The 23,823-nt window shown below is 44.0% G+C and carries 28 protein-coding genes and 1 pseudogene; 23 read left to right on the top strand and 6 right to left on the bottom strand.

What is annotated here, in order from left to right:
- Positions 1 to 311 precede the first annotated feature (311 nt).
- The 17 genes from E4K68_RS21260 to E4K68_RS21545 all read left to right on the top strand — a co-directional run bounded on the left by E4K68_RS21260 (position 312) and on the right by E4K68_RS21545 (position 14,712).
- Entirely contained in the window at positions 312 to 1,043 is a 732-nt protein-coding gene (locus tag E4K68_RS21260) for a hypothetical protein (RefSeq protein ID WP_243450460.1), read from the top strand.
- Positions 973 to 1,488 carry a DDE-type integrase/transposase/recombinase gene (locus E4K68_RS19535; protein WP_158291482.1) on the top strand — a complete coding sequence of 172 codons (516 nt, stop codon included), beginning with the start codon at positions 973 to 975 and terminating at the stop codon, positions 1,486 to 1,488. Before E4K68_RS21260 ends, E4K68_RS19535 begins: the two co-directional genes overlap by 71 nt.
- A gap of 27 nt (positions 1,489 to 1,515) precedes the next feature.
- The gene (locus E4K68_RS19530; RefSeq protein ID WP_135380681.1) at positions 1,516 to 1,767 is read left to right on the top strand and encodes an integrase core domain-containing protein; all 252 of its coding nucleotides are present in this window, start codon (positions 1,516 to 1,518) and stop codon (positions 1,765 to 1,767) included.
- A 305-nt stretch (positions 1,768 to 2,072) separates the two neighbouring features.
- Positions 2,073 to 2,441 carry a hypothetical protein gene (locus tag E4K68_RS21255; protein WP_243450459.1) on the top strand — a complete coding sequence of 123 codons (369 nt, stop codon included), beginning with the start codon at positions 2,073 to 2,075 and terminating at the stop codon, positions 2,439 to 2,441.
- 524 nt (positions 2,442 to 2,965) lie between these two features.
- Positions 2,966 to 3,385 carry a methylaspartate mutase subunit S gene (gene glmS, locus E4K68_RS19510; protein ID WP_135380678.1) on the top strand — a complete coding sequence of 140 codons (420 nt, stop codon included), beginning with the start codon at positions 2,966 to 2,968 and terminating at the stop codon, positions 3,383 to 3,385.
- A 14-nt stretch (positions 3,386 to 3,399) separates the two neighbouring features.
- Positions 3,400 to 4,779 (top strand): methylaspartate mutase accessory protein GlmL, encoded by a 1,380-nt coding sequence (glmL, locus tag E4K68_RS19505; RefSeq protein WP_135380675.1) that lies wholly within the window; start codon positions 3,400 to 3,402, stop codon positions 4,777 to 4,779.
- Positions 4,780 to 4,794: 15 nt separating this feature from the next.
- Positions 4,795 to 6,249: a methylaspartate mutase subunit E gene (locus E4K68_RS19500; protein ID WP_135380673.1), complete on the top strand. Its 1,455-nt coding sequence runs from the start codon at positions 4,795 to 4,797 to the stop codon at positions 6,247 to 6,249.
- Between the two features lie 48 nt (positions 6,250 to 6,297).
- Positions 6,298 to 6,684 (top strand): hypothetical protein, encoded by a 387-nt coding sequence (locus E4K68_RS19495; RefSeq protein WP_135380670.1) that lies wholly within the window; start codon positions 6,298 to 6,300, stop codon positions 6,682 to 6,684.
- Positions 6,685 to 6,728: 44 nt separating this feature from the next.
- Complete coding sequence (locus E4K68_RS19490) at positions 6,729 to 7,976, top strand: methylaspartate ammonia-lyase (protein WP_135380666.1); 1,248 nt, start codon at positions 6,729 to 6,731, stop codon at positions 7,974 to 7,976.
- Between the two features lie 291 nt (positions 7,977 to 8,267).
- The gene (locus E4K68_RS19485; RefSeq protein ID WP_135380664.1) at positions 8,268 to 9,020 is read left to right on the top strand and encodes a TSUP family transporter; all 753 of its coding nucleotides are present in this window, start codon (positions 8,268 to 8,270) and stop codon (positions 9,018 to 9,020) included.
- 254 nt (positions 9,021 to 9,274) lie between these two features.
- Positions 9,275 to 9,538, top strand: a complete 264-nt coding sequence (citD, locus tag E4K68_RS19480; protein WP_135380663.1) for a citrate lyase acyl carrier protein — start codon at positions 9,275 to 9,277, stop codon at positions 9,536 to 9,538.
- 81 nt (positions 9,539 to 9,619) lie between these two features.
- On the top strand, positions 9,620 to 10,498 hold the full coding sequence (locus E4K68_RS19475; RefSeq protein ID WP_135380661.1) for a CoA ester lyase: 879 nt from the start codon (positions 9,620 to 9,622) through the stop codon (positions 10,496 to 10,498).
- Between the two features lie 21 nt (positions 10,499 to 10,519).
- On the top strand, positions 10,520 to 12,082 hold the full coding sequence (gene citF / locus E4K68_RS19470) for a citrate lyase subunit alpha (protein WP_135380686.1): 1,563 nt from the start codon (positions 10,520 to 10,522) through the stop codon (positions 12,080 to 12,082).
- Positions 12,069 to 13,010, top strand: coding sequence for a triphosphoribosyl-dephospho-CoA synthase CitG (gene citG / locus E4K68_RS19465; RefSeq protein WP_135380659.1), 942 nt, complete (start codon positions 12,069 to 12,071; stop codon positions 13,008 to 13,010). The genes citF and citG overlap by 14 nt, the downstream gene beginning before the upstream one ends.
- A gap of 95 nt (positions 13,011 to 13,105) precedes the next feature.
- Positions 13,106 to 13,963 (top strand): fumarate hydratase, encoded by an 858-nt coding sequence (locus E4K68_RS19460; protein ID WP_135380657.1) that lies wholly within the window; start codon positions 13,106 to 13,108, stop codon positions 13,961 to 13,963.
- Positions 13,963 to 14,520: a Fe-S-containing hydro-lyase gene (locus E4K68_RS19455; RefSeq protein ID WP_135380655.1), complete on the top strand. Its 558-nt coding sequence runs from the start codon at positions 13,963 to 13,965 to the stop codon at positions 14,518 to 14,520. The genes E4K68_RS19460 and E4K68_RS19455 overlap by 1 nt, the downstream gene beginning before the upstream one ends.
- Before the next feature lie 60 nt (positions 14,521 to 14,580).
- Positions 14,581 to 14,712 (top strand): hypothetical protein, encoded by a 132-nt coding sequence (locus E4K68_RS21545; protein WP_282433017.1) that lies wholly within the window; start codon positions 14,581 to 14,583, stop codon positions 14,710 to 14,712.
- A gap of 7 nt (positions 14,713 to 14,719) precedes the next feature.
- Here E4K68_RS21545 and E4K68_RS19450 read toward each other — a convergent pair whose 3' ends face one another.
- The 3 genes from E4K68_RS19450 to E4K68_RS19440 form a co-directional block, all read right to left on the bottom strand.
- Complete coding sequence (locus E4K68_RS19450; RefSeq protein ID WP_135380653.1) at positions 14,720 to 16,018, bottom strand: HAMP domain-containing sensor histidine kinase; 1,299 nt, start codon at positions 16,016 to 16,018, stop codon at positions 14,720 to 14,722.
- 124 nt (positions 16,019 to 16,142) lie between these two features.
- Positions 16,143 to 17,453 carry a cation:dicarboxylase symporter family transporter gene (locus E4K68_RS19445; RefSeq protein ID WP_135380651.1) on the bottom strand — a complete coding sequence of 437 codons (1,311 nt, stop codon included), beginning with the start codon at positions 17,451 to 17,453 and terminating at the stop codon, positions 16,143 to 16,145.
- 185 nt (positions 17,454 to 17,638) lie between these two features.
- Entirely contained in the window at positions 17,639 to 18,529 is an 891-nt protein-coding gene (locus tag E4K68_RS19440) for a response regulator (protein ID WP_135380649.1), read from the bottom strand.
- A 474-nt stretch (positions 18,530 to 19,003) separates the two neighbouring features.
- On the opposite strand from E4K68_RS19440, the gene aspA reads away from it, so the two are divergent.
- The 3 genes from aspA to E4K68_RS19430 are packed head-to-tail and all read left to right on the top strand — an operon-like array spanning position 19,004 to position 21,094.
- Positions 19,004 to 20,410, top strand: a complete 1,407-nt coding sequence (gene aspA / locus E4K68_RS19435; protein WP_135380648.1) for an aspartate ammonia-lyase — start codon at positions 19,004 to 19,006, stop codon at positions 20,408 to 20,410.
- Positions 20,411 to 20,427: 17 nt separating this feature from the next.
- The gene (locus E4K68_RS20535; RefSeq protein ID WP_158291480.1) at positions 20,428 to 20,583 is read left to right on the top strand and encodes a hypothetical protein; all 156 of its coding nucleotides are present in this window, start codon (positions 20,428 to 20,430) and stop codon (positions 20,581 to 20,583) included.
- A 37-nt stretch (positions 20,584 to 20,620) separates the two neighbouring features.
- The gene (locus E4K68_RS19430; RefSeq protein WP_158291479.1) at positions 20,621 to 21,094 is read left to right on the top strand and encodes a hypothetical protein; all 474 of its coding nucleotides are present in this window, start codon (positions 20,621 to 20,623) and stop codon (positions 21,092 to 21,094) included.
- A gap of 187 nt (positions 21,095 to 21,281) precedes the next feature.
- On the opposite strand, the gene E4K68_RS19425 is transcribed toward E4K68_RS19430, so the two are convergent.
- Genes E4K68_RS19425 through E4K68_RS21540 form a run of 3 tightly spaced genes read right to left on the bottom strand, consistent with a single transcriptional unit; the run spans position 21,282 to position 21,909 of the window.
- Positions 21,282 to 21,530 carry a spore coat protein D gene (locus E4K68_RS19425; RefSeq protein ID WP_135380644.1) on the bottom strand — a complete coding sequence of 83 codons (249 nt, stop codon included), beginning with the start codon at positions 21,528 to 21,530 and terminating at the stop codon, positions 21,282 to 21,284.
- A gap of 43 nt (positions 21,531 to 21,573) precedes the next feature.
- Positions 21,574 to 21,759: a hypothetical protein gene (locus E4K68_RS19420; protein WP_135380642.1), complete on the bottom strand. Its 186-nt coding sequence runs from the start codon at positions 21,757 to 21,759 to the stop codon at positions 21,574 to 21,576.
- A gap of 21 nt (positions 21,760 to 21,780) precedes the next feature.
- Positions 21,781 to 21,909, bottom strand: coding sequence for a hypothetical protein (locus E4K68_RS21540; protein WP_282433016.1), 129 nt, complete (start codon positions 21,907 to 21,909; stop codon positions 21,781 to 21,783).
- 569 nt (positions 21,910 to 22,478) lie between these two features.
- Here E4K68_RS21540 and E4K68_RS20765 point away from each other — a divergent pair.
- The 3 genes and pseudogenes from E4K68_RS20765 to E4K68_RS19410 all read left to right on the top strand — a co-directional run.
- Complete coding sequence (locus E4K68_RS20765) at positions 22,479 to 23,021, top strand: hypothetical protein (RefSeq protein WP_199241837.1); 543 nt, start codon at positions 22,479 to 22,481, stop codon at positions 23,019 to 23,021.
- A 5-nt stretch (positions 23,022 to 23,026) separates the two neighbouring features.
- Positions 23,027 to 23,449: a hypothetical protein gene (locus tag E4K68_RS21250; RefSeq protein ID WP_243450458.1), complete on the top strand. Its 423-nt coding sequence runs from the start codon at positions 23,027 to 23,029 to the stop codon at positions 23,447 to 23,449.
- A pseudogene (locus E4K68_RS19410) lies at positions 23,442 to 23,823 on the top strand (spermidine/putrescine ABC transporter substrate-binding protein); the annotation flags it as partial. The gene E4K68_RS21250 and the pseudogene E4K68_RS19410, both read left to right, overlap by 8 nt.

Genomic DNA, 23,823 nt, shown 5'->3' with positions numbered 1-23,823 from the left:
AGGCAAATGGGAGGATAATTTACAAAATAATTGAAGCAAACAATAAGTGACTTTAAATTTCATACAGAGGCTAAATTGTTGTTGAAGTGTGTGATACGAGAATTGAAAATTGGGATGTAACGGTCTTGGACACAGCACTTTAGCCTCTACCCCAGTCAACCCATTGATTTCACTGATATTTTTACCGATTTCAAAAGTGTATCAAATTCGGAGTTTTTAAAAGCTTTTGATCAGACCTTTCATTCTGCTAAAATCAGAGTGAGAGAGAGGATGAAATGCGAAAAAATTACTTTGTAAAATTAGTGAGATATATGAAGAATGTCTACCGCCTTGAACGTGGTTTGAATAAACTGACTGACGGAAGAGTTAATCCAACTTACAGCACAGGTCAAGTTATAATGCCTGTGCTTTTCAGTTTTTTGCTTCGGATAAAAAGCTTTAATGAACTAAGTTTGATGATCAAGAATCATGAGTTTAGTCAACTATTTCCCCGAGGAACAAAGCTGCCGCAGATTGATGCAATCAGAGATACACTCAAAGTCATGGATATCGACGGACTAAAACAAATCAATCAAAAGATAGTAAAAACGGCAGTTGAGAATAAGACTTTTGAAAACGGATCCATTGACGGATATATGGTGGCCGCTATAGATGGAACAAAATTCTTCGGGAGCAATAGGAAAAGCTGTTCAGAATGCTTGAAAAATACCAACGGTAAAACGACTCATTGTTTCCATAGTGGTGCTGTCATGTCAACTGTAGGGATGGGTCCCAAATTGGTTATTGGTTTTGAGATGTACAAGCCCGGGCAAGATGCTGTTGCAAAGGATGAAGGGGAGTTGAGCGTAGGGAAAAGGCTGATTTCAAGAGTTGTGAAGTCATATAGAAAATTGATGGATGTTGTAGTTTATGATGCTCTCGCCTGTAATTCCGTTTGGATTAACCACTGTGGAAATCTTGGTATTGATACAATTGTCCACCGTTGCAGGGCTTTTAGACGTCAACCGAACAAGCGTGTATTACGCACCAAAAGAGCCTTCTGACTTTGAAATAATGGTCAAGCATAAGATTGATGCAATCCATACGGATAGCCCATCTTGGGGCTCAAGGCAACTATCCAAAACATTGCAAAAACAAGGCATTAAGATTGGTAGGCTCAAAACAAGGAAGTATATGCAAGAGATGGGCATTGAGGCAATTTATCCGAAACCCAACCTATCCAAGCCCGCTAAGGGGCATAGAATCTACCCTTATCTGCTACGTAATGCTGTCATCAGTCGAGCAAATCAGGCCTGGTCGATCGATGTCACCTACATCAAGCTAAGACGTGGATTCATTTACTTAACCGCTATCATTGATTGGTACAGCAAGTGCATCGTTGGCTGGGAGCTGGATGACACGCTATCAACACGAATGGTTATCCAGGCCTTAAAGATGGCCTATGCCGTTGCTACACCAGAGATATTAAATTCCGATCAGGGCAGTTAATTTACAAGCCATGAATATATTGATTTTGTGATCAAGAACAAGAGTAAAATTAGCATGGATGGTAAGGGTAGATGGGCTGACAACATTCCTATAGAGCGCTGGTTTAGGACACTTAAATATGATGAAGTCTACCTTAAGGACTATGAACATATCAAGGATGCTAGGAAACAAATTGCGGAGTTTATACACAAATATAATTTTGTGAAGTTACACTCAGCTTTGAATTACGAGACACCAGCATATATGTATTACCCCGCTTTACTACAAATGAGTGCGTAGACCTACACTTAGCACAAAGCTCAATATTTTGCTCTAGCTAAAGGAACACTACTAATAGGCAATATCTGGCACATTATCTTTTTGATTTCTTTTGTCTTTACATCCGAGCCACTATAACCACCTTGAGCGTGGTTTGAATAAACTATCCGACGGAAGAATTAACCCAACTTACAGCACAGGTCAAGTTATTATACCTGTGCTTTTTGGTTTTTTGCTTAGGTTAAAAAGCTTTAATAAACTAAATTTTATGATTAAGAATCATGAGTTTAGTCAACTAGTTCCTCGAGGAACAAAGCTGCCAAATATTGACGCCATCAGAGATACACTTAAAGTCATGGGCCGGTCTAAAACAAATCAATCAACACATAGTAAAAACGGCATTTGAGAATAAGGCTTGTGAAAACGGAACTATCGATAGATATACTGTGGTTGCAATTGATGGAACAAAATTCTTCGGGAGCAATAAGAAAAGTTGTCCAGAATGCTTGAAGAATACCAAAGGTGAAAAGACTCATTCTTTCCATAGCGGCGCTGTCATGTCAACGGTAGGGATGGGTCCCAAATTAGTTATTGGCTTTGAGATGTACAAGCCCGGACAAGATGCTGTTACAAAGGACGAAGGTGAGTTGAACGTAGGGAAAAGGCTGATTTCAGACGTCGTGCAGAGAGATTGAGCAATTGAATAAGAATCTAAAATCATGGGGTAGGGGAAGGTGTATTCTTTTTAGCGAGAACTAGACAAATGTGGAGGACAATTCGAAAAGTCATTGAAATTTACAATCAGTGGCAGCAAATTCATACATATGCTAAATTGCTGGGGTTCTACGCTAACTTTCGCTCTGCGAAAGTTAAGTAAATGAGAGATAGGATTCATGGAAATACTATGAATCCTATCTCTTAGGCCCTACCCCAACAAAAATACATTTGGCAGAGAGTTGTCGGTTGTTGTCGGATTGTGTAGTGTCCATGATAAATTGTTATCAGAAACTTTTGCAAATTTGAAGGTGGGTTACATGGACCTGTTGTACCACCCCCCGTTTCGGTTCTGTGAAAAAAACATTGGCGACCCGCTATTACGTGAGTGGGGATCCGGGGCTTTTTCAGAAAGTCGGAAATACACTCCTCCAAGAAACTATCGACCTGGTGGAACAGGTAACATCGGGGGGAATAAAGAAAAATAACCAGGAGGAATTAAATTATGGAACAAAATACTTTAGTCTTAGGGGTTATCGGGTCAGATGTTCATGCTGTGGGAAACCGGATATTGGACTATGCATTTACTCAAGCGGGCTTTAAAGTCATTAATATTGGGGTGCTCGCAACTCAGGAGGAATTCATTCATGCGGCTATTGAAACAAATGCCGACGTGATCTTGGTTTCATCTTTGTATGGACACGGGGAGATGGATTGCCGAGGTTTGCGTGAGAAGTGTCAGGAAACCGGGATTGGCAATATCCGTATGTATGCCGGAGGTAACTTGGTTTGTGGGAAACAGGACTTTGAGTCTGTCAAAGAGCGATTCTTGGCCATGGGTTTTGATCGAGTTTATCCACCTGGAACTATGCCAGAGACAGCGATTGCAGATATGCGTAAGGATTTAGGTATGACGGAAGATTAAAGGGGGAATGGACCTTGCAAGCAGTCCTTCTCATTGATTTTGGCAGCACGTACACCAAAGTGACGATTGTAGACCTCGATAGAGAGGAGATCATCGGGACGGCCCGAGCAGGTACGACCATTGAAACCAATATCATGGATGGATTGAAAGCGGCGTTAACTCAAATTCCTGAACCTGTGGAAGGCTGGAATTTTGTCCGTAAACTCGCCTGTAGTAGCGCAGCCGGTGGGTTAAAGATGATCGCCAGCGGTCTCGTGAAAGAGCTCACTGGGGAAGCAGCAAGACGGGCAGCGCTGGGAGCGGGCGCTCGGGTGCTTCAAGTCTTTAGCTATGAGCTGACCACACAGGATCTCGATAAAATTATCTCTGCGCAACCGGATATCCTCTTATTAGCTGGAGGCACGGACGGCGGGAATAAGGAAGTACTATTAAAAAATGCAGAAATGCTTTGTGGGCTCCCCTCCAGTCTTCCTGTCGTGATTGCTGGAAATAAAGTGGTCTCTGCGCAGGCAGCGGACATTTTGAGAAAACGACATGACCCCGTGGTTGTTTCTGACAATGTGATGCCAGAACTCGGCGTCTTGTCGGTAGAATCCGCTCGTTTGGCGATTAGGGATGTTTTCTTCACTCACATCATAAAGGCCAAAGGCTTAGATAAAGCGGAGGAATTTCTGGAGAGAATTATGATGCCAACGCCGGCAGCTGTGCTTTCTGCGGCAGAACTTTTGGCGACGGGACACGGTTCCGAACAGGGAATGGGTGAGCTGATGATCGTGGATGTCGGGGGGGCCACAACGGATGTGCATTCGATTGCCAAGGGTGACCCAAGCAAACCCAGCATTATGCTTAAAGGTTTACCGGAACCTTTTGCCAAACGGACAGTAGAGGGCGACCTAGGGATGCGTTATAGTTCAGAGGCGTTAGTGGAAACGGCAGGAAGGCGCCTATTTGACTATCTTGGCTGGACAGGGGATCAAGTTGCTTGCCAACTGGGCTTATGTAAAGAAGACCCCTGGCGAATCCCTCAAACGGAGGAGGAAGCTAAGTTCGATGTGGCTATGGGTCGAATGGCCGTGAGTTTAGCGGTTGATCGCCATGTGGGAACGATTGAAGTGGTTTATACCCCCTTTGGAGCAACCTATGTACAGCACGGCAAGGATTTGACACAACTGCCAATCGTAATCGGAACGGGAGGGGTCCTACTCCATCACCCTGATGCCTCGGAAATCCTAAGGGGGGCGGTCTTTAATCCGGAGGAACCCACGATTCTCAAGCCCCAAAAAGCGGATTTTTATATAGATAAAGAATACATTTTAGCAACGATGGGACTGCTTAGAGAAGTGTCACCACAAGTTGCGCTTCGGATGATGAAAAAATATGTGGTCAAACTATAGTAGGAGGGTTTATAAATGGAATTAACTGTCAGAAAAATAGACGCCGATGAGTTTCAGCGTCAGCGACAGGAAGTCTTGGGACAATGGGAGACCGGTAAGGATGTAAACTTTGAAGAAGCTGTCGCGTATCATAAGACCTTAGCAAAGAGTAAAATATTTGCCGAAAAACTCGCTGAAGGAAAAGCAAAAGGCATAACTTATGCTCAACCGCGCGCTGGCGTTGCCCTCCTTAATGAACATATTGAGTTGTTGCGTTTCCTGCAAGATGAAGGCGGCGCAGATTTCCTACCGTCCACGATTGATTCCTATACCCGTCAAAACCGGTATACCGAAGCACAAGCTGGTATTGAAGAAAGCCAAGCCATCGGGCGCTCCATGCTGAATGGATTTCCTGCAGTCAACCATGGGGTTGCGGCTTGTCGGCGAATAGTCGAAAGTGTTCAAGTTCCTGTTCAAGTTCGTCACGGGACACCGGATGCCCGTTTACTGGCAGAAATTACGATCGCCGGTGGCTTTACGGATTATGAAGGGGGCGGAATTTCTTATAACATACCGTATTCTAAAGACGTTTCTTTAGAAAGTACTATTAAATACTGGCAGTATGTGGACCGCTTGATTGGTCTGTACGAGGAGCAAGGGGTCAAAATAAACCGAGAGCCGTTCGGTCCCTTGACGGGGACGCTCGTTCATCCCGCCATATCGCATGCGGTTGCAGTTATTGAAGGGATTCTCGCGGTCACTCAGGGCGTTCGCAGCCTGACGCTCGGGTACGGACAATGCGGGAACCTCATTCAAGACGTCGCTGCATTGCATACCCTTCCGGTTCTAGCGGAAGAGTATTTAGCAAAACTCGGCTTGCCGAAAGTGATGATCACCACGGTCTTTCACCAATGGATGGGTGGTTTTCCACAAGATGAAGCGAAGGCTTATGGGGTTATTTCCTGGGGTGCTGTAGCAGCGGCCTTAGGCAAAGCCACAAAAGTCATCGTTAAAACCCCGCATGAAGCGCTCGGTGTACCTACTAAAGAGGCCAATGCGGCAGGGATTCGCACGACAAAACAGATCTTAAACATGTTGAAAGACCAAAGCCTGCCCATGACCCCGGAGCTCGCCTTGGAAGAGGAAATGATCTTAGCGGAAACCAGGGCGATTCTAGATCGAGTACTCGAACTAGGCGAAGGGGATGCCGCGGTTGGCGCTGTCCGGGCTTTTCAAGCCGGCGTCATTGATGTTCCATTCGCTCCGAGCCGTTATAATTCCGGTAAGATTCTCCCAGCTCGCGATACCACGGGTGCAGTGCGTCTCCTGGATTTTGGCAATATTCCGTTTGATGAGAGGATTAAGGAGTTTCACAGAGAACGTATTGCGCAGCGTGGGCGGGATGAGGGTAGGGATCCGTCGTTTCAGATGGTGATTGATGATATTTATGCGATTGGGAAAGGGATGCTCGTTGGGCGGCCAAGGGGTTAGCATCTTCGTTGTCTGAGGATTACCGGGGTTTCTGGGGATGAGGTTAACTTGAGACACGTTCACGACAGGCGCCCGCAGGATAAACAAATCACGCTAGCTCGTGCTCCAGACGGGGCGGAACACGAGGGAGTGTTCCGGTCAATGCGACGTCCATGTCGCGTGGTCAGCGGAACACGTCATTGTGTTCCGCTCCGTCCTCCGCGTCGCTTTCGTGAAGTTTGGCGGTCTGCTCGCTTTAGTCGTTCTCTTGGTCTCATGCACGTCTTTCCTGAGTGGTCGGTTGGGTATTCCCGGAAGTTGGGGCTATCTTGGATGCTAAGCCTCTTGGGAATATTTAGACTTAGATTACGCCTGGAGATGGCTGGCCGAACTAACGCTCAAGCGCCCGCTTCAGGCGGGGTACGTTTTCGTGAGGTTTGGCGCATGCTTGCTTGAGTAGATACATATGAAGATAAAACATCAGGGAGGGTATACCTATTATGAAAATTATTGAAGTTATTGCTTCGCCGGGGCTTACTGGATTTTATTTTGATGATCAGCAAGCGATTAAAGAGGGAGTTGCCCATGACGGGTTTACGTATACTGGGGAGCCGAAAACTCCGGGCTTTAAGGCGGTTCGGCAACGTGGAGAATCTATTTCAGTCATGCTTATTTTAGAAGACGGGCAAGTGGCTTCAGGGGATTGTGCGGCTGTTCAGTATTCGGGGGCAGGTGGTCGGGATCCGCTATTCTTGGCTAAAGATTTTATTCCCATTATATTAGAAGAGATTGCGCCTAAGCTAGTTGGTCAGGAACTGGATTCCTTCCGCCATTTGGTGGGTCTTGTTGAGAATTCGAAACGGCCGAATGGGGACCGTTATCATACTGCGATCCGTTATGGTGTGAGCCAAGCTATTCTTGATGGCGTAGCTAAATCAAAGAAAAAGACGATGACAGAGGTTATTCTTGAGGAATATGATCTTCCGATGATTCTTAAGCCCATCCCGATCTTTACACAAACCGGGGATGATCGTTATGATAATGCGGATAAGGCGATTATTAAACGCGCTGGGGTGTTACCACACGCGTTGATTAATAATGTAGAGACCAAGCTAGGGAAAGATGGAGAATTGCTCTTGGATTATGTGGAGTGGCTTAGAAACCGGATAATGACGCTTGGTGGTGATGATTATCGCCCAGTCTTGCACATTGATGTTTACGGCACGATTGGTATTGCCTTTGAAGATGATACGGAGCGGATGGTTGAGTACTTTGCTAAGTTGGAAAAGATGGCTTCTCCTCTGCATTTGCGGATTGAAGGGCCGATGGATGCCGGAAGTGTAAAAGGCCAGATCGAACAACTCAAGTCTCTACGCGATGCATTAAAGGTTCATGGAGTTAATGTGGAAATCGTCGCTGATGAGTGGTGCAACACGTATGAGGATATCGTCAAGTTTGTGGATGCTAAGGCGGCCGATATGGTTCAAATCAAGACCCCAGACTTGGGTGGAATTCAAAACACCATTGAAGCGGTACTCTATGCGAAGAAATTCGGTATAGGTGCTTATGTTGGCGGATCCTGCAATGAAACGGATGGCGGTGCGCGGACTGCGGTACATGTATCGTTAGCTTCCCGCCCAGATCAGATGCTGGCGAAACCTGGCATGGGTGTCGATGAAGGGTTTATGATCGTACACAATGAGATGAATAGGACGCTCGCCGTTTTGAAGTATCGGGAAGGTAAGTAGAGAGGGCCACGAGACACTTACTCGTGAGTCGTGCCAAACTAAGGCTTTAACCCATTGATACAAGTGGGCAGGGCGGAACACGAGTGAGTGTTCCGAGCAAAAGCACATCCGCTGGCCAAGACTCGAACAGGATGTTCGAGGTTAGAGCACGCCAAGGATGGCAAGGTGCCGTGATGGCTGGAGGGGACCTTGTGTTCCGCCCTGCTATGTGCAAGAGGATCTAAAGCCAAGTTCCGTGCCAACTGTGAGGTAGTTCGCAAAGTAAATTGTCATAAGTGAGGTATTTTTTACATGTGGCTTAATCTGTTTATTATCTGTACTCTCGGTTTCTTGGCTGCGGGAGTGGATGCGATTGCTGGAGGAGGAGGGCTCATTAGTCTGCCCGCCTTACTGATGGTTGGTGTGCCCCCCCATCTTGCTCTTGGAACCAATAAATTCGCAGCATCTATGGCCTCTCTAAACAGTTCCGTTGCGTTTGCACGTTCTGGGAAAGTACAATTTTCCTTGGTAAAGTGGCAAATTCCCTTTACTTTTATTGGTGCATCCCTTGGAGTTTGGGCCGTTCTTGGGGTTAGCTCTGCTTTTTTAAATAAAGCAGTCCTAATCTTAATTTTATTAGTGGGAATTTATACTTTACTCCATAAAAACCTAGGGATGGAGAATAAATTCGAGGGTCTTAATTCTATAAATATCGCTGTAGGGTGTCTGCTTGCGTTGGCCTTAGGATTTTATGATGGTTTTTTCGGTCCAGGAACAGGCTCTTTCCTGATCTTTTCGCTTATTACCATCTTCGGATTCGACTTCGTTGTTGCCTCTGCTAATTCTAAAGTTTTAAATTTCGTCAGCAACTTTACCTCTCTTCTGCTCTTTGCCTGGAATGGAAAGATTCTCTTGTACTATGGTATCCCTATGGCCCTATTTATGGTTTTAGGCTCCCTCATCGGAACGAAGCTTGCGATTAATTATGGTGCAGAACTCGTCAAGCCAATTTTCGTAACGATGTCGTTATTAGTGGCTGCGAAACTCATCTATCAAGCTTTATAGCACCTTGTATTCGTCTTGCATATCGGTTGCGCGTCATGTTCTTTCGACCTGCACTTCAACGATAAACAGCTACATTTTTTGGTTATTGGATTTTTGGGAATAATACTTTTTATACTTGTAAACGGGTCGTGGCAATATGGAATTCCAAGATATCGTGGAAGGTCTCTGGAGTTTCTTAGTTGCGTTTGCACTTTAACTGGGATTTGTAATTACTGCCCGTTGGGTGAAAAAACTTTAAAAAAGAGGTCAGTTAAATGAAAATAACTAAAGTTGCTAAAGCAGGTACATTGGAGTCCAATGATATTCTTATAATGGTTATGCCAAATGAATCCGGAAAAGTTGAGCTTGAACTCGAAAGTATCGTTATGCGACAGTTCGGCGATGTGATTGAGCAAGTGATTTTACATAAAGTTAAGGAAATGGGCGTTGAGGGGATTATGATTAAGGCTCAAGATAAGGGAGCTTTAGATTATACGATCGGTGCAAGGGTAGAAACGGCTATTAAGAGAGCTTTCTAGTAATTATCTAGTAATTAACAGCAAACTATTAGCGGGGAACTAGCAATTTATTAGTAGTATAATTAGTAGAGGTGGATGAGAATGGGAAAATCGAGAAGATCGATGCTTTTTATGCCGGGAAATAACCCGGGTATGCTTCAAGATGCGGCAATTCTTGGGGCAGACTCCATTATTCTAGATTTAGAGGATGCGGTCAGTCTAACTGAAAAAGATAGTGCCAGAATTTTGGTAAGAGATGCCATCAAAACTATAGATTACTCACAGGTCGAAGTTGTCGTGAGAGTAAACCCCTTGGATACGGAATTTGGACCTCACGATGTTGATGTTATCGCTAGGGTCAAACCGGATACGCTGCTGATCCCAAAGGCAAATGAAGAAGAAATAAAACTTGTTGATAAAATGCTTGATCAAATTGAAATAGAAGAAGGACATACCCCAGGCAGCATTAAACTGATTGCTCTCATAGAAACGGCCCTTGGCCTTGAAAATGTTTATTGCGTAATTCAGGCTTCCAAGCGTATGGTAGGGGTTTTACTTGGTGGAGAAGATCTGACCTCGGATCTAGGTATAGCAAGAACAAAAGACGGGCAAGAAATCTTTTATGCACGCAATAAAGTGGCAACAGCGTGTCGGGCTTTAAAGGTGGATTCTATTGATACTCCGTTCACAGATACGAATGACTTCGTGGGACTTGCAAAGGATACTGCTAAGGCAAAAAGCTTGGGGCTGACAGGGAAATCGGCTATCAATCCAAGACAAATTGAGATCATTCATTCTGTCTTTGCACCGACAGAAGAGGAACTAAAACATGCCTTGAGAGTTCTGTACGCTATGGAGGAAGCTGAAAAAGAAGGAAAAGGGGTCTGCTCATTAGATGGTAAAATGATCGATGCACCTGTTATAAATAGAGCGAAAACCACGGTGGAACTTGGCCGAAGCTTAGGACTGATTGAGAGATAGGGTGGGTGAACGATGAAATTTATTAAAACAATATTAGGTCGAGAACTTCCAGAGTATATTGATGGGTATGGAGAGGTTAAACCCTTTCAAGGCGCTTTTAGTGATGGAGGCATAAAGACCAGGAAAGCCGTGAAGCTGATAAGCGTGCTCCCTAGTGATCTAAAAGTTTTAGGAAATTTAGAGGAGGCTCTAGATAGGTTAAACATTAAAGATGGTATGACTATTTCGTTTCACCACCACTTAAGAAATGGAGATCATGTCTTAAATATGGTCGTGGAGGGATTGGCTAAAAGAGGAGTAAAGGACTTAACCGTTGCCGCGAGCTCAATTTTCCCAATTCATGAACCCCTAGTAGGGCACATTGAAAATGGAGTCGTTACTGGTCTAGTATCAAACTACATATCGGGTCCCGTGGCGGAAGCAGTATCGAAGGGCAAATTGAAAAAACCTGCCATCATGCAAACCCATGGCGGACGGGCAAGAGCTATAGAAAGTGGGGATTTGCATATTGATGTGGCCTTTCTAGCAGCACCCACTGCAGATACCTATGGTAACATAAATGGAGTTTATGGTGATGCTGCATGTGGCACGTTAGGTTATGCTATTTCAGATGCAGCGTATGCCGATAAAACAATTGCTATAACCGATAATTTGGTGCCCTTCCCAGCCTGCCCGATTCAAATTAGCCAAGTTTTTGTCGATTACGTTGTTCAAGTTGAATCGATTGGAGACCCAGGGGGTATTGTTTCGGGGACCACTAAAATCACGAAGGATCCCGTGGCGCTTATCATAGCTAAAAAGGCAGCTGAGGTGATTAAGGCATCTGGTTTAGTTAAGGATGGTATGTCTTTTCAAACTGGAGCAGGCGGAACCTCTCTGGCAGTTGCCGCAGAGCTTAGGAATATTATGCTGCGTGAAGGTGTAGTGGGAAGCTTTGCTTCCGGTGGAGTCACCGGACAGCTTGTGGAAATGTTAGAAGAGGGACTTTTTAAAACTCTGCTTGATGTTCAATGCTTTGATTTAAAAGCAATTAATTCGTATAGAAATAATTCAACCCACCAAGCTATGTCAGCCTCCATGTATGGAAATCCTCACACCAAGGGAGCGGTGGTTAACTGCCTGGACATCATGATCTTGGGAGCTACTGAAATTGACACCGAATTTAATGTAAATGTGACAACTGGTTCAAATGGAGTGATCATGGGTGGTTCAGGTGGACATAGTGATACGGCGGCTGGTTCAAAACTCTCTATCGTAGTTACGAATCTTATGAAGTCCAGGCTTCCAATAATCAAGGATCAAGTGACGACGATTACAACCCCGGGAGAGAGTATTGATGTTGTTGTGACGGAACGAGGAATCGCAGTCAATCCTAGACGAGCGGATTTAATTGAAAAACTCAGGAATACGAACCTTCCACTTGTGACCATCGACGAATTAAAAACCATGGCTGAGAAAATTACTGGAGTACCAAAAGGTGTACAAGCTTTGGAAAAGATCGTGGCCGTGGTGGAATATCGGGATGGAAGCGTTATTGACGTCGTCAGGCAGGTGAAGGATGTACGGAGCTATGGTAGAGATTAATAGTTTAAAGCATAGTTTTAATGAACACTCCATTAACATAGCGAGTCTTGCAGTACAAGCAATGCTCTATGAGGTTTCCTGCACTCCGTCCCCCGGGCTGGTTTCCCAAACGTCTAGTGGCGCTCATACAGACATGGATTACTTTACGTTCTTAGATAGCGCCACCTCGTTAATTAACCCTTTGATTCATTGCACGGAGGCTGGGTTTAGCTCAAGTACCCCCAAGGAAATTTTTCATCAACTGAGGCTGATTGGGAAACTGGGCGAACAACAAATGTTAGATAAGACTTCAGGTGTAAATACCCATAAGGGAATGCTCTTTTTGCTGGGCGTATGCTGTGCTGCTGGAGGAAAAGCACTGTTCGGTGGTACCCGCTTCACATCCCTGCAAGGCATTATCAAAGATATGACCTCGGGTTTGGTTGAGAGGGAATTGAGTTCCAGACTGCTTGAGTTTAAAAATGCCGATAAGTTTGCACTGACAAACGGAGAAAGACTCTTTTTGCATCATAAAGTTGAGGGAATACGAGGAGAGGTTCAAAGCGGGCTGCCCTCAGTATTTGACTTTTCTCTCGGGTTTTACAAGGCGAATCAAGGGTTAAGCCAAAACCACAGGCTAGTGCAAACTCTCTTAGCCATTATGCAGTTTTGCGAGGATACTACTATTTTGCATAGGCACTCTCTTGAAACGTTAAAGGAAGTCCAGGAAACAGCAAAGCAAATCTTGTCCATAGGTGGAGTAGCAACGGTCCAAGGCCTAAAGGCGATCGAAAAAATGAATGAAGATTTTACAAATCGGAAAATCAGCCCTGGTGGCAGTGCGGATTTATTAGGGGTAACTGTATTTTTGCAACTCTTAGAAGAATATATGGTTAAGTTGGAGCCATGTTTTGCCCCTTGCTCTTGCTTTCGGTTGTCTAAGGATTAAAATAATAGATTGGAATCCAGAATATTAAGAAATTACTATTATTATACGAACTAATTATTACAGTGAGAAGACTTTAGAGGAGGGGGTACAGAAAGATGAAGGAAATACTAGTGGAAGAAATCGTTTCAGCAGTTGAAAAGCTTTGTATCGGGGCTAATTATGACCTGGGTTCGGACATTATGACTGGGTTTCAAAAGGCGTTAAAGGAGGAGCGCTCTCCAATAGGTATTGAGGTGCTGGAACGTCTCATTGAGAACGCCGAAATCGCGCACGCGGAAAGAGTCCCAATGTGTCAGGACACCGGGATGGCGGTGCTTTTTGTTGAAATAGGCCAGGATTTGCACGTCGTCGGTGGGGGCCTCACGGAGGCAATCAACGAAGGGGTACGCCGTGGCTATGACTTAGGATATTTGCGTAAATCAGTGGTGAAAGACCCTTTTGAACGGGTTAATACAGGAGATAACACTCCTGCCGTGATTCACTATGATATTGTTCCTGGTGATTCACTGCACCTAGTAGTGGCACCAAAAGGGTTTGGAAGTGAAAACATGGGAGGCTTAAAAATGTGCAAGCCTTCTGAAGGTTTGGAGGGCGCGATGCAATTTGTCGTGGACACGGTCGAACGTGCGGGTGGAAACCCTTGTCCTCCGATTATTGTCGGAGTGGGTGTGGGCGGAACGATGGAAAAAGCAACCTTCCTTGCCAAAAAGAGCTTACTTCGTAAAGTGGGAAACCATAATCAGGAAGAGCGTCTGGCGAAAATTGAGGAAGAGTTATTAGATCGGGTTAATCGACTTGGCATTGGTCCCCAAGGATTTGGCGGCGTGACGACGGCACTCGCTGTCAACGTAGAAGTATATCCCACGCATATTGCCGGAATGCCCGTTGCAGTAAACATCGGTTGCCATGCGACACGCCATATAGAAATCACATTGCAAGGGAGGGTAATCTAATGAGCGAAGCCATACGCATTGAAACTCCCCTGACCCAAGAAAAAGTCAAAGGCTTGAAAGCTGGGGATAATGTCTTAATTAGCGGTGTGATTTATACCGGGCGCGATGCGGCCCATAAAATAATGATCGAGGCTATAGAGCATGATGTTGACCTTCCCTTCTCGATGAAAGATCAAATCATCTATTTCGTTGGGCCAACTCCAGCCAAAGAGGACCAAGTGATAGGTTCAGCTGGGCCAACAACGAGCGGACGGATGGATGCTTATTCGCCAAAGTTGATCGCGGAAGGGTTAACGGGAATGATCGGCAAAGGGCTTCGATCTCCGGAAGTGATCGAAGCGATGAAGAAACATGGTGCCATCTATTTCGGAGCGATTGGTGGAGCAGGTGCCTTGATCGCCAAGCGCATTGTTTCGGCCGAGGTAATTGCCTATCCTGAACTGGGACCAGAAGCGGTACGACGCCTAGTCGTCAAGGACTTCCCAGTCATTGTGATTATTGACCATGAAGGAAACAACCTTTATGACATTGGAAAAGCACAGTACAAAAGGGCGTAAATTACAAGCCAAATTTGCATAGTAAAGGTGGGTATACTTTTCACTTAGAGTATACCCACCTTGTTTATTCAACTCGTGCCTCAAACTGAACCCGATTGTCACTGGATGTTAACCCATCGTTATGTTTATAGACAAGTGTTGTCGCTCTTAAAAGCGGCAGCAACTCTGGATGGGCACGACGTTGTAGTATGAGTTTTGACTATCTCATTTTTCTTATTGGGATCTGGACATGAAACCATGTCCACAAGGTCATCCCCCTGGTTTGTTTGATTTGGACATTCCCACCAGCCTCTTGTAAAACGTGTTGCACATGTGTAAGCCCGATTCCAGTCGACGCATTACCCAAATCTGAATACTTCGTTGTAAATCCCGGTAGAAAAATGAGTTCCCGATCATCAGGAGAAATTGGCTTTCCTGTGTTTCCAAGATGCATATGGAGTGTTTCGGAGTCTATATTCCAGATCACTGCAATTTGCCCTTGATCTTCAATCGCGTCAATGCCATTAGCCAAAATGTTGTTAACCACAACAAGTATGGGAAAGAAATTATCCACAGAACAAATCTGAAAACCAGAAGACGTAATCCATTTGATCTGTTTCAGATGAGACTGGGCGTAACGCTGCTGGCCTTCGATAACAATGTTCAGCAGCTCGTTTAGATCAATACGAGTATAGTCGTTGGGCTCAATAAGGGCATTTATGCTACTGAAGACCCGTTGAGTGTCCTTTTTAATCTCATGAATCCTTTCAGCGAGGTTCAAAAGAGCAGGCTGATGCGCATTAACTGGAGGACCTTGTCCCAATTCCTGATAAAGCTGGAAACTACTTTCCGTCGCTTCTTCAATATCATGCATGATTTTTTTCAGGAAGTACCCCTCGGCATAAAGCGTTGCCCCCAGTAGAAGTTGCCCTTGGAACTTTTCTTTTTCTTTTTCCCGTAAGATCCGTTGCCGAAAGAGTTCCATGGTCGCAATAAAGGCCAGGAAGAACAGCCCTTTAATCCCTGCACCTAACGCCAAAATGTCTAAACTATACCTGTCCACATGAAAATTAGCAGAAAAGGCAAGCTCCAAAACATTCGCCATAAAATCAAACGTCACAAAATAGAGACTAGTGCGAACTGGGTTTGCTTTCTGTCGCTTAAACCTCGGCAAGATTATTCCAGCGGTCAGGGCCACGTAATAAAGAACAGCTGGGGCATTACCAACGAGGAGGGGGGTCAGTGGTTGCCCATATGCCAAGCAGCCGACAAGGACTCGAAATAGAACGACCGTGATTCCCGTCAAACAGCCGTTGGAAAGAGTTGCTAGCCTCGGAAAACTGTATACACATAGAACGTAAAATACGCTGCCCATCCCTAGTCGAAAAGTGGATCCAAATGGGAAAAACCCAACTTCTCCAAGAACATATGTCCCTACAATTAAAAAGACTCGCGATGTATCAAATGGAATCTTCTTTTGTAGATGCGCTGTCCAATTCACCCATTTCTCCAGATTCAAGAGAAGTCCTCCTCCATGATTTACAAGAGGATGTAGCAGGGAAAGTTCCCTGTCTACATCCTCTAAATAACAGTATCTTAATATTATCCATAATCTATCGATTTTGATGCTATCATGCCCAAAATTATTTTGCAAATGATTCTGTCAAGCCGGGCTCTTTACCGAGATGATCGAGATCTTCGATATCTTCCAACAAAGGTTGCAGAGGATAAGTTGCTCTGGAGTAGTCAAATACCCCTTCGATTTTCGCCATGACAACAGAGGCTAGCGAAACTCCAATAACATTAACGACTGTTCTTCCCATATCCATGATTCGGTCCACCCCCGCAATCAGTGCCAAACCTTCAACTGGTAGACCAGTCGATGCTAATGTGGAAGCAAGGACTACAAAGGATACTCCGGGTACTCCTGCCATCCCTTTAGAAGTGACCATGAGTACAGCTATGATCGTCAGTGTATGAACAAAGGTCAGATGGATTCCATACATTTGGGCAATGAACGGAACCGCCAGTCCTTGATAAAGTGCACTTCCATCAAGGTTAAAGGTATACCCTGTAGGAACTACGAAAGAAACAATGGATTTAGGAACACCGAATTGTTCCATTTTCTTAAGAATCCGTGGGAACACGGACTCAGAACTGTCTGTAGAAAAAGCGATTAACATTTCTTCGCTGAGATTTCTGAGCATAGTGAACAGATTAATCCCTGCAAACTTAGCTATAGTACCGAACACGACGACTATAAAAAAGGCCATGGTAAGGTAAAGGATACCTACTAGTTTGCCTAAGGGGAGCAATACAGCCAAGCCGAATTGAGAGACGGTAAATCCCATCAAAGCAAAGACACCATAAGGAGCAGCTAACATAATCATGTTCGTTAACTTAAACATGGTTTCGGCAACCCCTTGGAAGAAGTGAAGTACAGGCTTTCCGACTTCCCCGACCGATGCTAGGGCAACACCAAAAAGTACAGCAAAGAAGATAACCTGTAACAGGTCTGCCCGGGCTAAAGCGTCAACAATATTGGTAGGAATGAGATTCACGAATAGGTCCGTCGTACTATGTTTGGCCACAGTACCTGTATAAGCACTTATATCCACTTTACTGATCTGGCTCAAGTTAATCCCTACACCAGGCTTCGTTATGATGGCAACGGTAACACCGAGTAAAATGGCAATGGTTGTGACGATTTCGAAGTAGACCAAGGTTTTACCACCCAGTTTTCCAACCTTTTTCAAGTCACCGACACCCGCGATACCGATAACAATTGTGGAAAACACAATAGGAACCACGATCATTTTAATCGAGCGGATAAACATGTCCCCTAGTGGTTTTAGCAAACCAGAGTATTGCCGGAAAAAATACCCATACAGAACTCCTAGGGTTAGGCCAATAATGATTTTCGTAGCCAGTCCGATTTTTTTACGTTCTGCCATCAGAACCCCTCCTTTTAATTTGCGAAAGTTTCTGATAACAATTTATCATGGATACTACGGAATCCGACAACAACCGACAAGTCTCTACCAAATATTTTTTGGAATCTTTCGAAAGATCTCTTCTATGTTAATATTTATGTAATAGATAATTTTTGCAGAAACCCCTAATTATTCGCTGACTCGGTTTAAGTCAAATGAAAGATGTCTGTATATAAAGCGATAAGAAACTTGCGAATATTAATCCTGGCTGTACTCGTCCGCTTCTGCCGTAGCTCTAACACGCGTTCACGGACTTCAGCAATTTCAAAGTATTTCGAAGCATAGCGTTCAAAATATTCATCATAAAAATCTTCCAAGCCACGAATCGCAATGTTCCACAAAGCGTGCTTTATTATCCGACGAATCCGTTGTTCAATACTTTGTATTTCCTCTTCTGTTCCAGCAATTGCCTGGTAAATTAACCGCAGTGGAAGATCGGATAGCTCTTCTTCTCTGTCTTTAAACCTTAAAATAATCGCCTGTAACTCCCGGCTTCCAGTTTCCCCCAAAATGCCCAAGTCTGAAAAGATCAGTTGAAACCTTTTTTTTAGCGTTTGTTCATCAGTCTCCTCCGTCTTGGTTACCCTCGTAGAACGAACCTTAGCTAAGGATTTCTCAATTTGTTCCAAAGTTGATTTCAGTCGATGTTTTTCCAAAACACGGTCGGTGATGGCCAAAATCTCATTGCGATTGATCGGTTTATGGATAAAAAATTCAATTCCTACTGCATACGCATTCGCCAACAGCGTTTTGGCTTCAACCTGGGACACCATAACAAACAAGGTCATCGGGTGAAGAGGGATTGCTTTTTCAACCACCTCAATGCCCGAAATATCAGGCATTAAGAGGTCGATAAAACAAACATCAACCCGCCGACCGCTCTCGAAAAACTTCAAAGCTTCCTGCCCGGAGGAAAACTCGGCAACCACATCTCCTTTGGTATTCAAAATATCTAAAAGCATGCGTTGCGATGCAGGATCATCATCTACGACTGCAAATGTTGCTACCATCAATCCATCCCCTTTCCTTCGAATCATGTCTCCTTCATTATAATGAGGCTGCCAACATAGTGCAAAGAAATGTCAATATTACTTTACCATTGGTCGACAAAAGATATGTGCATACTTAAAACATTGCAACTTACCCAAAAAATCACAGAAAGGCAAGAAAAACCGCTGAAATCATTGACAACAACCCAAAAATTTGAGTAATTTATCTAAACTGAGGTGGGGTAAATCCCCACTTAAAATATGTAAATATTTGAAAGCCGTCTTTACAGGGTTGCTTTCTTTTATTTTGTTCAAAAATGTATACGCATACTCCAAAACGAAGAGGAGAGGATTTGACATTTTTAATGGAGACTGACCATCATCCAGGTCCCTCCTATAACAAAATGCAAGTAAGTGAGCGTTGTAACGCAAGTTCCTTGACAGTCACACGAAGAAGTTGTACATTGTATACAATATACATTGTGCACTATGCAATAGAACGAAATTGGGGGAGACAAGAGTATGCGGCAAGAAAAGGATTTAATAGGGGTTCATGAAGTTCCTGATGATGTGTATTATGGCATTCAAACAGAACGTGCTACTGAGAACTTTCCGATGACAGGCTATCACCCGCATCGGGAATTGATCAGGGCTATGGGTATGGTTAAAGGCGCGGCAGCCGAAGCAAATATGCATATCGGGTCCTTAAGTCCTAGGATTGGAAAAGCTATTGTCCAAGCCTCTAGAGAGTTAATTGAGGGCTTGTTGCACGATCAATTTGTAGTTGATGTGATTCAGGGCGGGGCAGGTACATCCATGAACATGAATGCCAATGAGGTGATCGCTAACCGGGCGATTGAACTCCTTGGTGGGAAAAAGGGTGAGTATTATAAAGTACATCCGAATACTCATGTTAACATGGCCCAAAGCACCAATGATGTTTTTCCCACAGCAATCCGCATTGCGAGCTTGAATGTGGCCCACGACTTGCTCGAAGCTCTCGATATGTTACGTCAATCCTTCGAGGATAAGGCTCAAGAGTTTGACTGTGTCATTAAGATGGGGAGGACGCATTTGCAAGACGCCGTTCCTATTCGGCTTGGCCAGGAGTTTGCAGCGTATGCTCTAATGCTTGGACGTGACCTTAAGCGTATCAAACAGGCAATACTATCTCTAGAAGTCATGAACATGGGAGCGACGGCAGTTGGCACTGGGTTAAATGCTGATCCTGAGTATATTATTAAAGTGACACAGCGCTTGCGCGAGTGGACGCGATTACCTATGCGAATTGCCGATAACCTAGTGGAAGGGACTCAGAATACAGATGCGTTCATAGAAGTTTCCGGGGCGTTACGAACCTTAGCTATCAATCTTTCCAAAATAGCGAATGATCTGCGCCTGATGGCCTCTGGCCCACGTACCGGATTCAATGAAATTAATCTGCCACCTATGCAACCAGGTTCCTCCATCATGCCGGGAAAGGTCAATCCGGTGATGGCGGAAGTTGTCAATCAAATAGCATTTCAGGTTCAGGGGAATGATTTTACGATCGCGTTGGCGTGTGGGGCCGGACAACTGGAACTCAATGTCATGGAACCGGTCGTGGTCTTTAATTTGCTCCAATCCTTGGACATCCTGCGTAACGTGTCACGTGTCTTCAGGGACCGCTGTGTCGTGGGCATCACCGCGAATGTCGAACGTTGCCGCGAAATGGTGGAAAACAGCGTCGGCATCGTAACGGCTATTAATCCCCACGTGGGTTACGACGTGGCATCAAGCGTAGCCAAAGAGGCGATCAAATGTGGCCGACCAGTCCGCGACATTTGCCTGGAAAAACGCGTTCTGACGAAAGCAGAACTCGATGTTATCCTAAACACGTATGAGATGACCAATCCCGGTATTGCAGGGGCTGCGCTGTTGAAACGGTAAGAGGGGAGGGTCAAACAATGAACAGTATTCAGGCCAACACTTTAGCCTCTGCCACAGTCAAAGCATTGATGTCACTGGCATTTATACCGATTTCAAAATGTATCAAATTCGGAGTCATTAAAGCTTATATCAGACTTCTCTTTCTGCTAAAATCAGAGGGGAAGAGAGGATGAGATGAGAAATAACTACTTTGCAAAATTGGTAAGGTATATGAGAAATGTTTACCACGTTGATCGTCGTTTGAATAAACTGTCTGACGGAAGAGTTAACCCCACTTATAGAACAGGTCAAGTAATTCTGCCTGTGCTTTTTGGTTTTTTGCTTAGGATTAAGAGCTTTAATGAACTAAATTTGATGATAAAAAATAATGAATTTAGTAAACTGTTTCCCCGAGGAACAAAGCTACCGCAGGTTGATGCGATCAGAGATACACTTAAAGTAATTGATATAGACGGACTAAAACAAATCAATCTTCACATCGTCAAAAAGGCAGTAGAGAATAAGGTTCTCGAAAACGGAACAATTGATGGATATACTGTGGTTGCGATCGATGGAACAAAATTCTTCGGGAGCAACAAGAAAAGCTGTCCAGAATGCTTGAAAAATCCCAAAGGTGAGAAGACACATAATTTCCATAGTGGTGCTGTCATGTCAACAGTAGGAATTGGCCCCGTCTCAACGTGACATGAAAAACCTGTACACCCGGCTGCTTTGAATGGTGTGTTGACGGATTGGTTCTCATGGGTGAGGTTAGAATAAGAAGATAGGCTCGGCAGTAAGTAACGAAAATACTGCCGAGCCTATTTATAAAGAGGCGTCTAACGTTCTTACATCAAATATTTCTTGTTTAGATACAAAGTTGCTAAGCGGTTTATCTTAAGAAGAAACGGCGATTAGCGATACCTTGATTAACTGGATAACCGGGTAAACCTTGAGCTTGAAAACCATGGTTAACTACCACGTTTTGTGTGGTCGCTTGATAATAGTGCTGGGGAACATCGATAACATTTTGGCGATTGATTATTACGACCGGATGAATAACTGGGACCATTCTTTGGGCGTAATGATCTTGTACGCAATATTCGGGGGGGCAACAAATCGGTTTCACACAACTATGCATCAGTAAATACCTCCTTATAACTTGATGGTCAGAATAAGAATTTTTAGAATATTACGCCTAAAGCGATAAGAATCAAAATTGCCACTGCGATAATAGCTACACCGACTCCTGCGCCAACTCCAGGACCCACGCCATAAGGAGCAACCGGGGCGGGCATAGGAACAATCGGAGCAGGACAACATGCTCCGCTCATTCCACCATAACCCATTCCTTGATTCATTCCGTACATAAGAATTCCACCTTTCTTAATTTAGAATACGATACCCATTGCGATCAGAAGAAGAATTATAATTACAACTGCTGCGATCCCTGCGCCAAAGCCTCTTCCATGATCACATCCACAACCGCAAGCTGCTCCATCTTCGTTACCAAATGCCATTTTCATTTCCTCCCTTTCCAGTAATACCTTATACTATGAATATAATGGAAAAAGTGGAATTTGTCCTGTCAGAGCGTCATAAAAACAAAATTCATTGAAGAAGAACCTAAATATGAGCGTAAACTCGAGGTTTAGGTTCCTTTAGGCATACACGGCGGCTTACTGAATGGTGTGTTGCATGGATTAGGTGTCTGGGTAAAGGAGAATACACCGAGGGGCTTGGATATTTAGTAAAGGAAAAATTAGTGAAATAATCAACGGAAGTAGGGCTATTTTAGCAGCACATGACAAACTCCTGTTTCCGTATTATGGTATATAAATAAGGCAAAGGGAGCTAAAATCATTATGTATCGTTATGGTGTAGGATATGGGCACCCAGGATACTGGGGGCATGGCGGATATTACGAAAACGGTATGGGGTATCCCGGTTATTGGGGACATCCTCATGTCCTATAGTTCTCATCCCTCCATATGGATGGGGCCATCATCACTGATGGTAAAAAAGAAAGGCAAAAGAAGGCTGACATTAAAGCTAACAAAAGCTTTATATAGTTAAGGAGGAAAATAATATGGAATTACGTTCCGTTGCTTATAATCCGAATTTCGCACCTGGTATGGGCGGAATGATGCCCGAAATGGAAGGGATGCATGGTGCACCGGGTATGTATCAACACCCCGATATGGATCCCTGTTGCCCGGCACCTTGCCCACCGTGTGAGGAACCAGTAATGCAGCATCATTGCCCAATGCCAGCTCCTGTTCCACCTCCAGCAAACCAAGTCTATGTAGTGAAAAAAGGCAGTACTTTAGCCTCTACCACTGTCAACCCATTGATTTCGCTGGTATTTCTACCGATTTCAAAAGTGTATCAAATTCGGAGTTTTTTGTGTTTTGTCAGCCCTCTCTTTCTGATAAAATTGAAGGGAAGAGAGGATGAAATGAGGAAAAACTATTTTGCAAAATTAGTAAACTATATGAAGAATGTTTACCACGTTGATCGTTTCTTGAATAAACTTTCTGACGGAAGAGTTAACCCAACTTATAGCACAGGTCAAGTTATTTTGCCTGTGCTTTTGGTTTTTTGCTTAGGGTGCAAAGCTTTAATGAATTAAATTTTATGATAAAAAATCATGAGTTTAGTAAACTGTTTCCCGGAGGAACAAAACTGCCTCAGATTGATGCGATCAGAGACACGCTTAAAGTCATTGATATAAACGGCCTGAACCAAATTAATTATCACATTATAAAGAAGTCAGTTGAGAATAAGGTTTTTGTAGACGGAACAATTGACGGTTATACTGTGGCTGCAATTGATGGAACAAAATTTTTCGGAAGCAATAAGAAAAGTTGTCCAGAATGCTTGAAAAACACCAAGGGGAAAAAGATTCATTGCTTTCACAGTGGCGCTGTAATGTCAACGGTAGGGATGGGTCCCAAATTGGTTATTGGCTTTGAGATGTACAAACCTGGACAAGATGCTACTTCAAAGGATGAAGGAGAGCTGAACGTAGGTAAGAGACTAATCAAACGTAGTGAATAGTCATAAGAGGTTAATTGATGTTGTGGTTTATGATGCTCTTGCCTGTAATTCAACCTGGATGAACCACTGTAGAAGTCTTGGTATTGATACAATTGTCAGGGCAAAAAACAATAATAATAAGAGTTTGCGGTTAGCCAAAAAGAAGACGAATAAGTTAGATGCAGTTGATATCTGGGAAGATGAAAAGGGATTTGAGAAAGTAGAAGTTTACGAGTCAACATTTACAATGGACAACGTAGAACAACCGCTACGTTTTGTAAAATTTGCACTAAAACATAAGAACAAGAAGCGCACACAAATCATGATTATAACAACTTGCATGGATATGGCGCTCAAGACATTGTTTAAAATAATCAGAGCACGATGGGATATCG

The organism is Desulfosporosinus sp. Sb-LF (assembly GCF_004766055.1).
In the GTDB taxonomy this organism is placed as follows: Bacteria; Bacillota; Desulfitobacteriia; order Desulfitobacteriales; family Desulfitobacteriaceae; genus Desulfosporosinus.
Note: the sequence above shows the minus strand (reverse complement) of the source record. Positions and strands in the feature narration are given on the sequence as shown.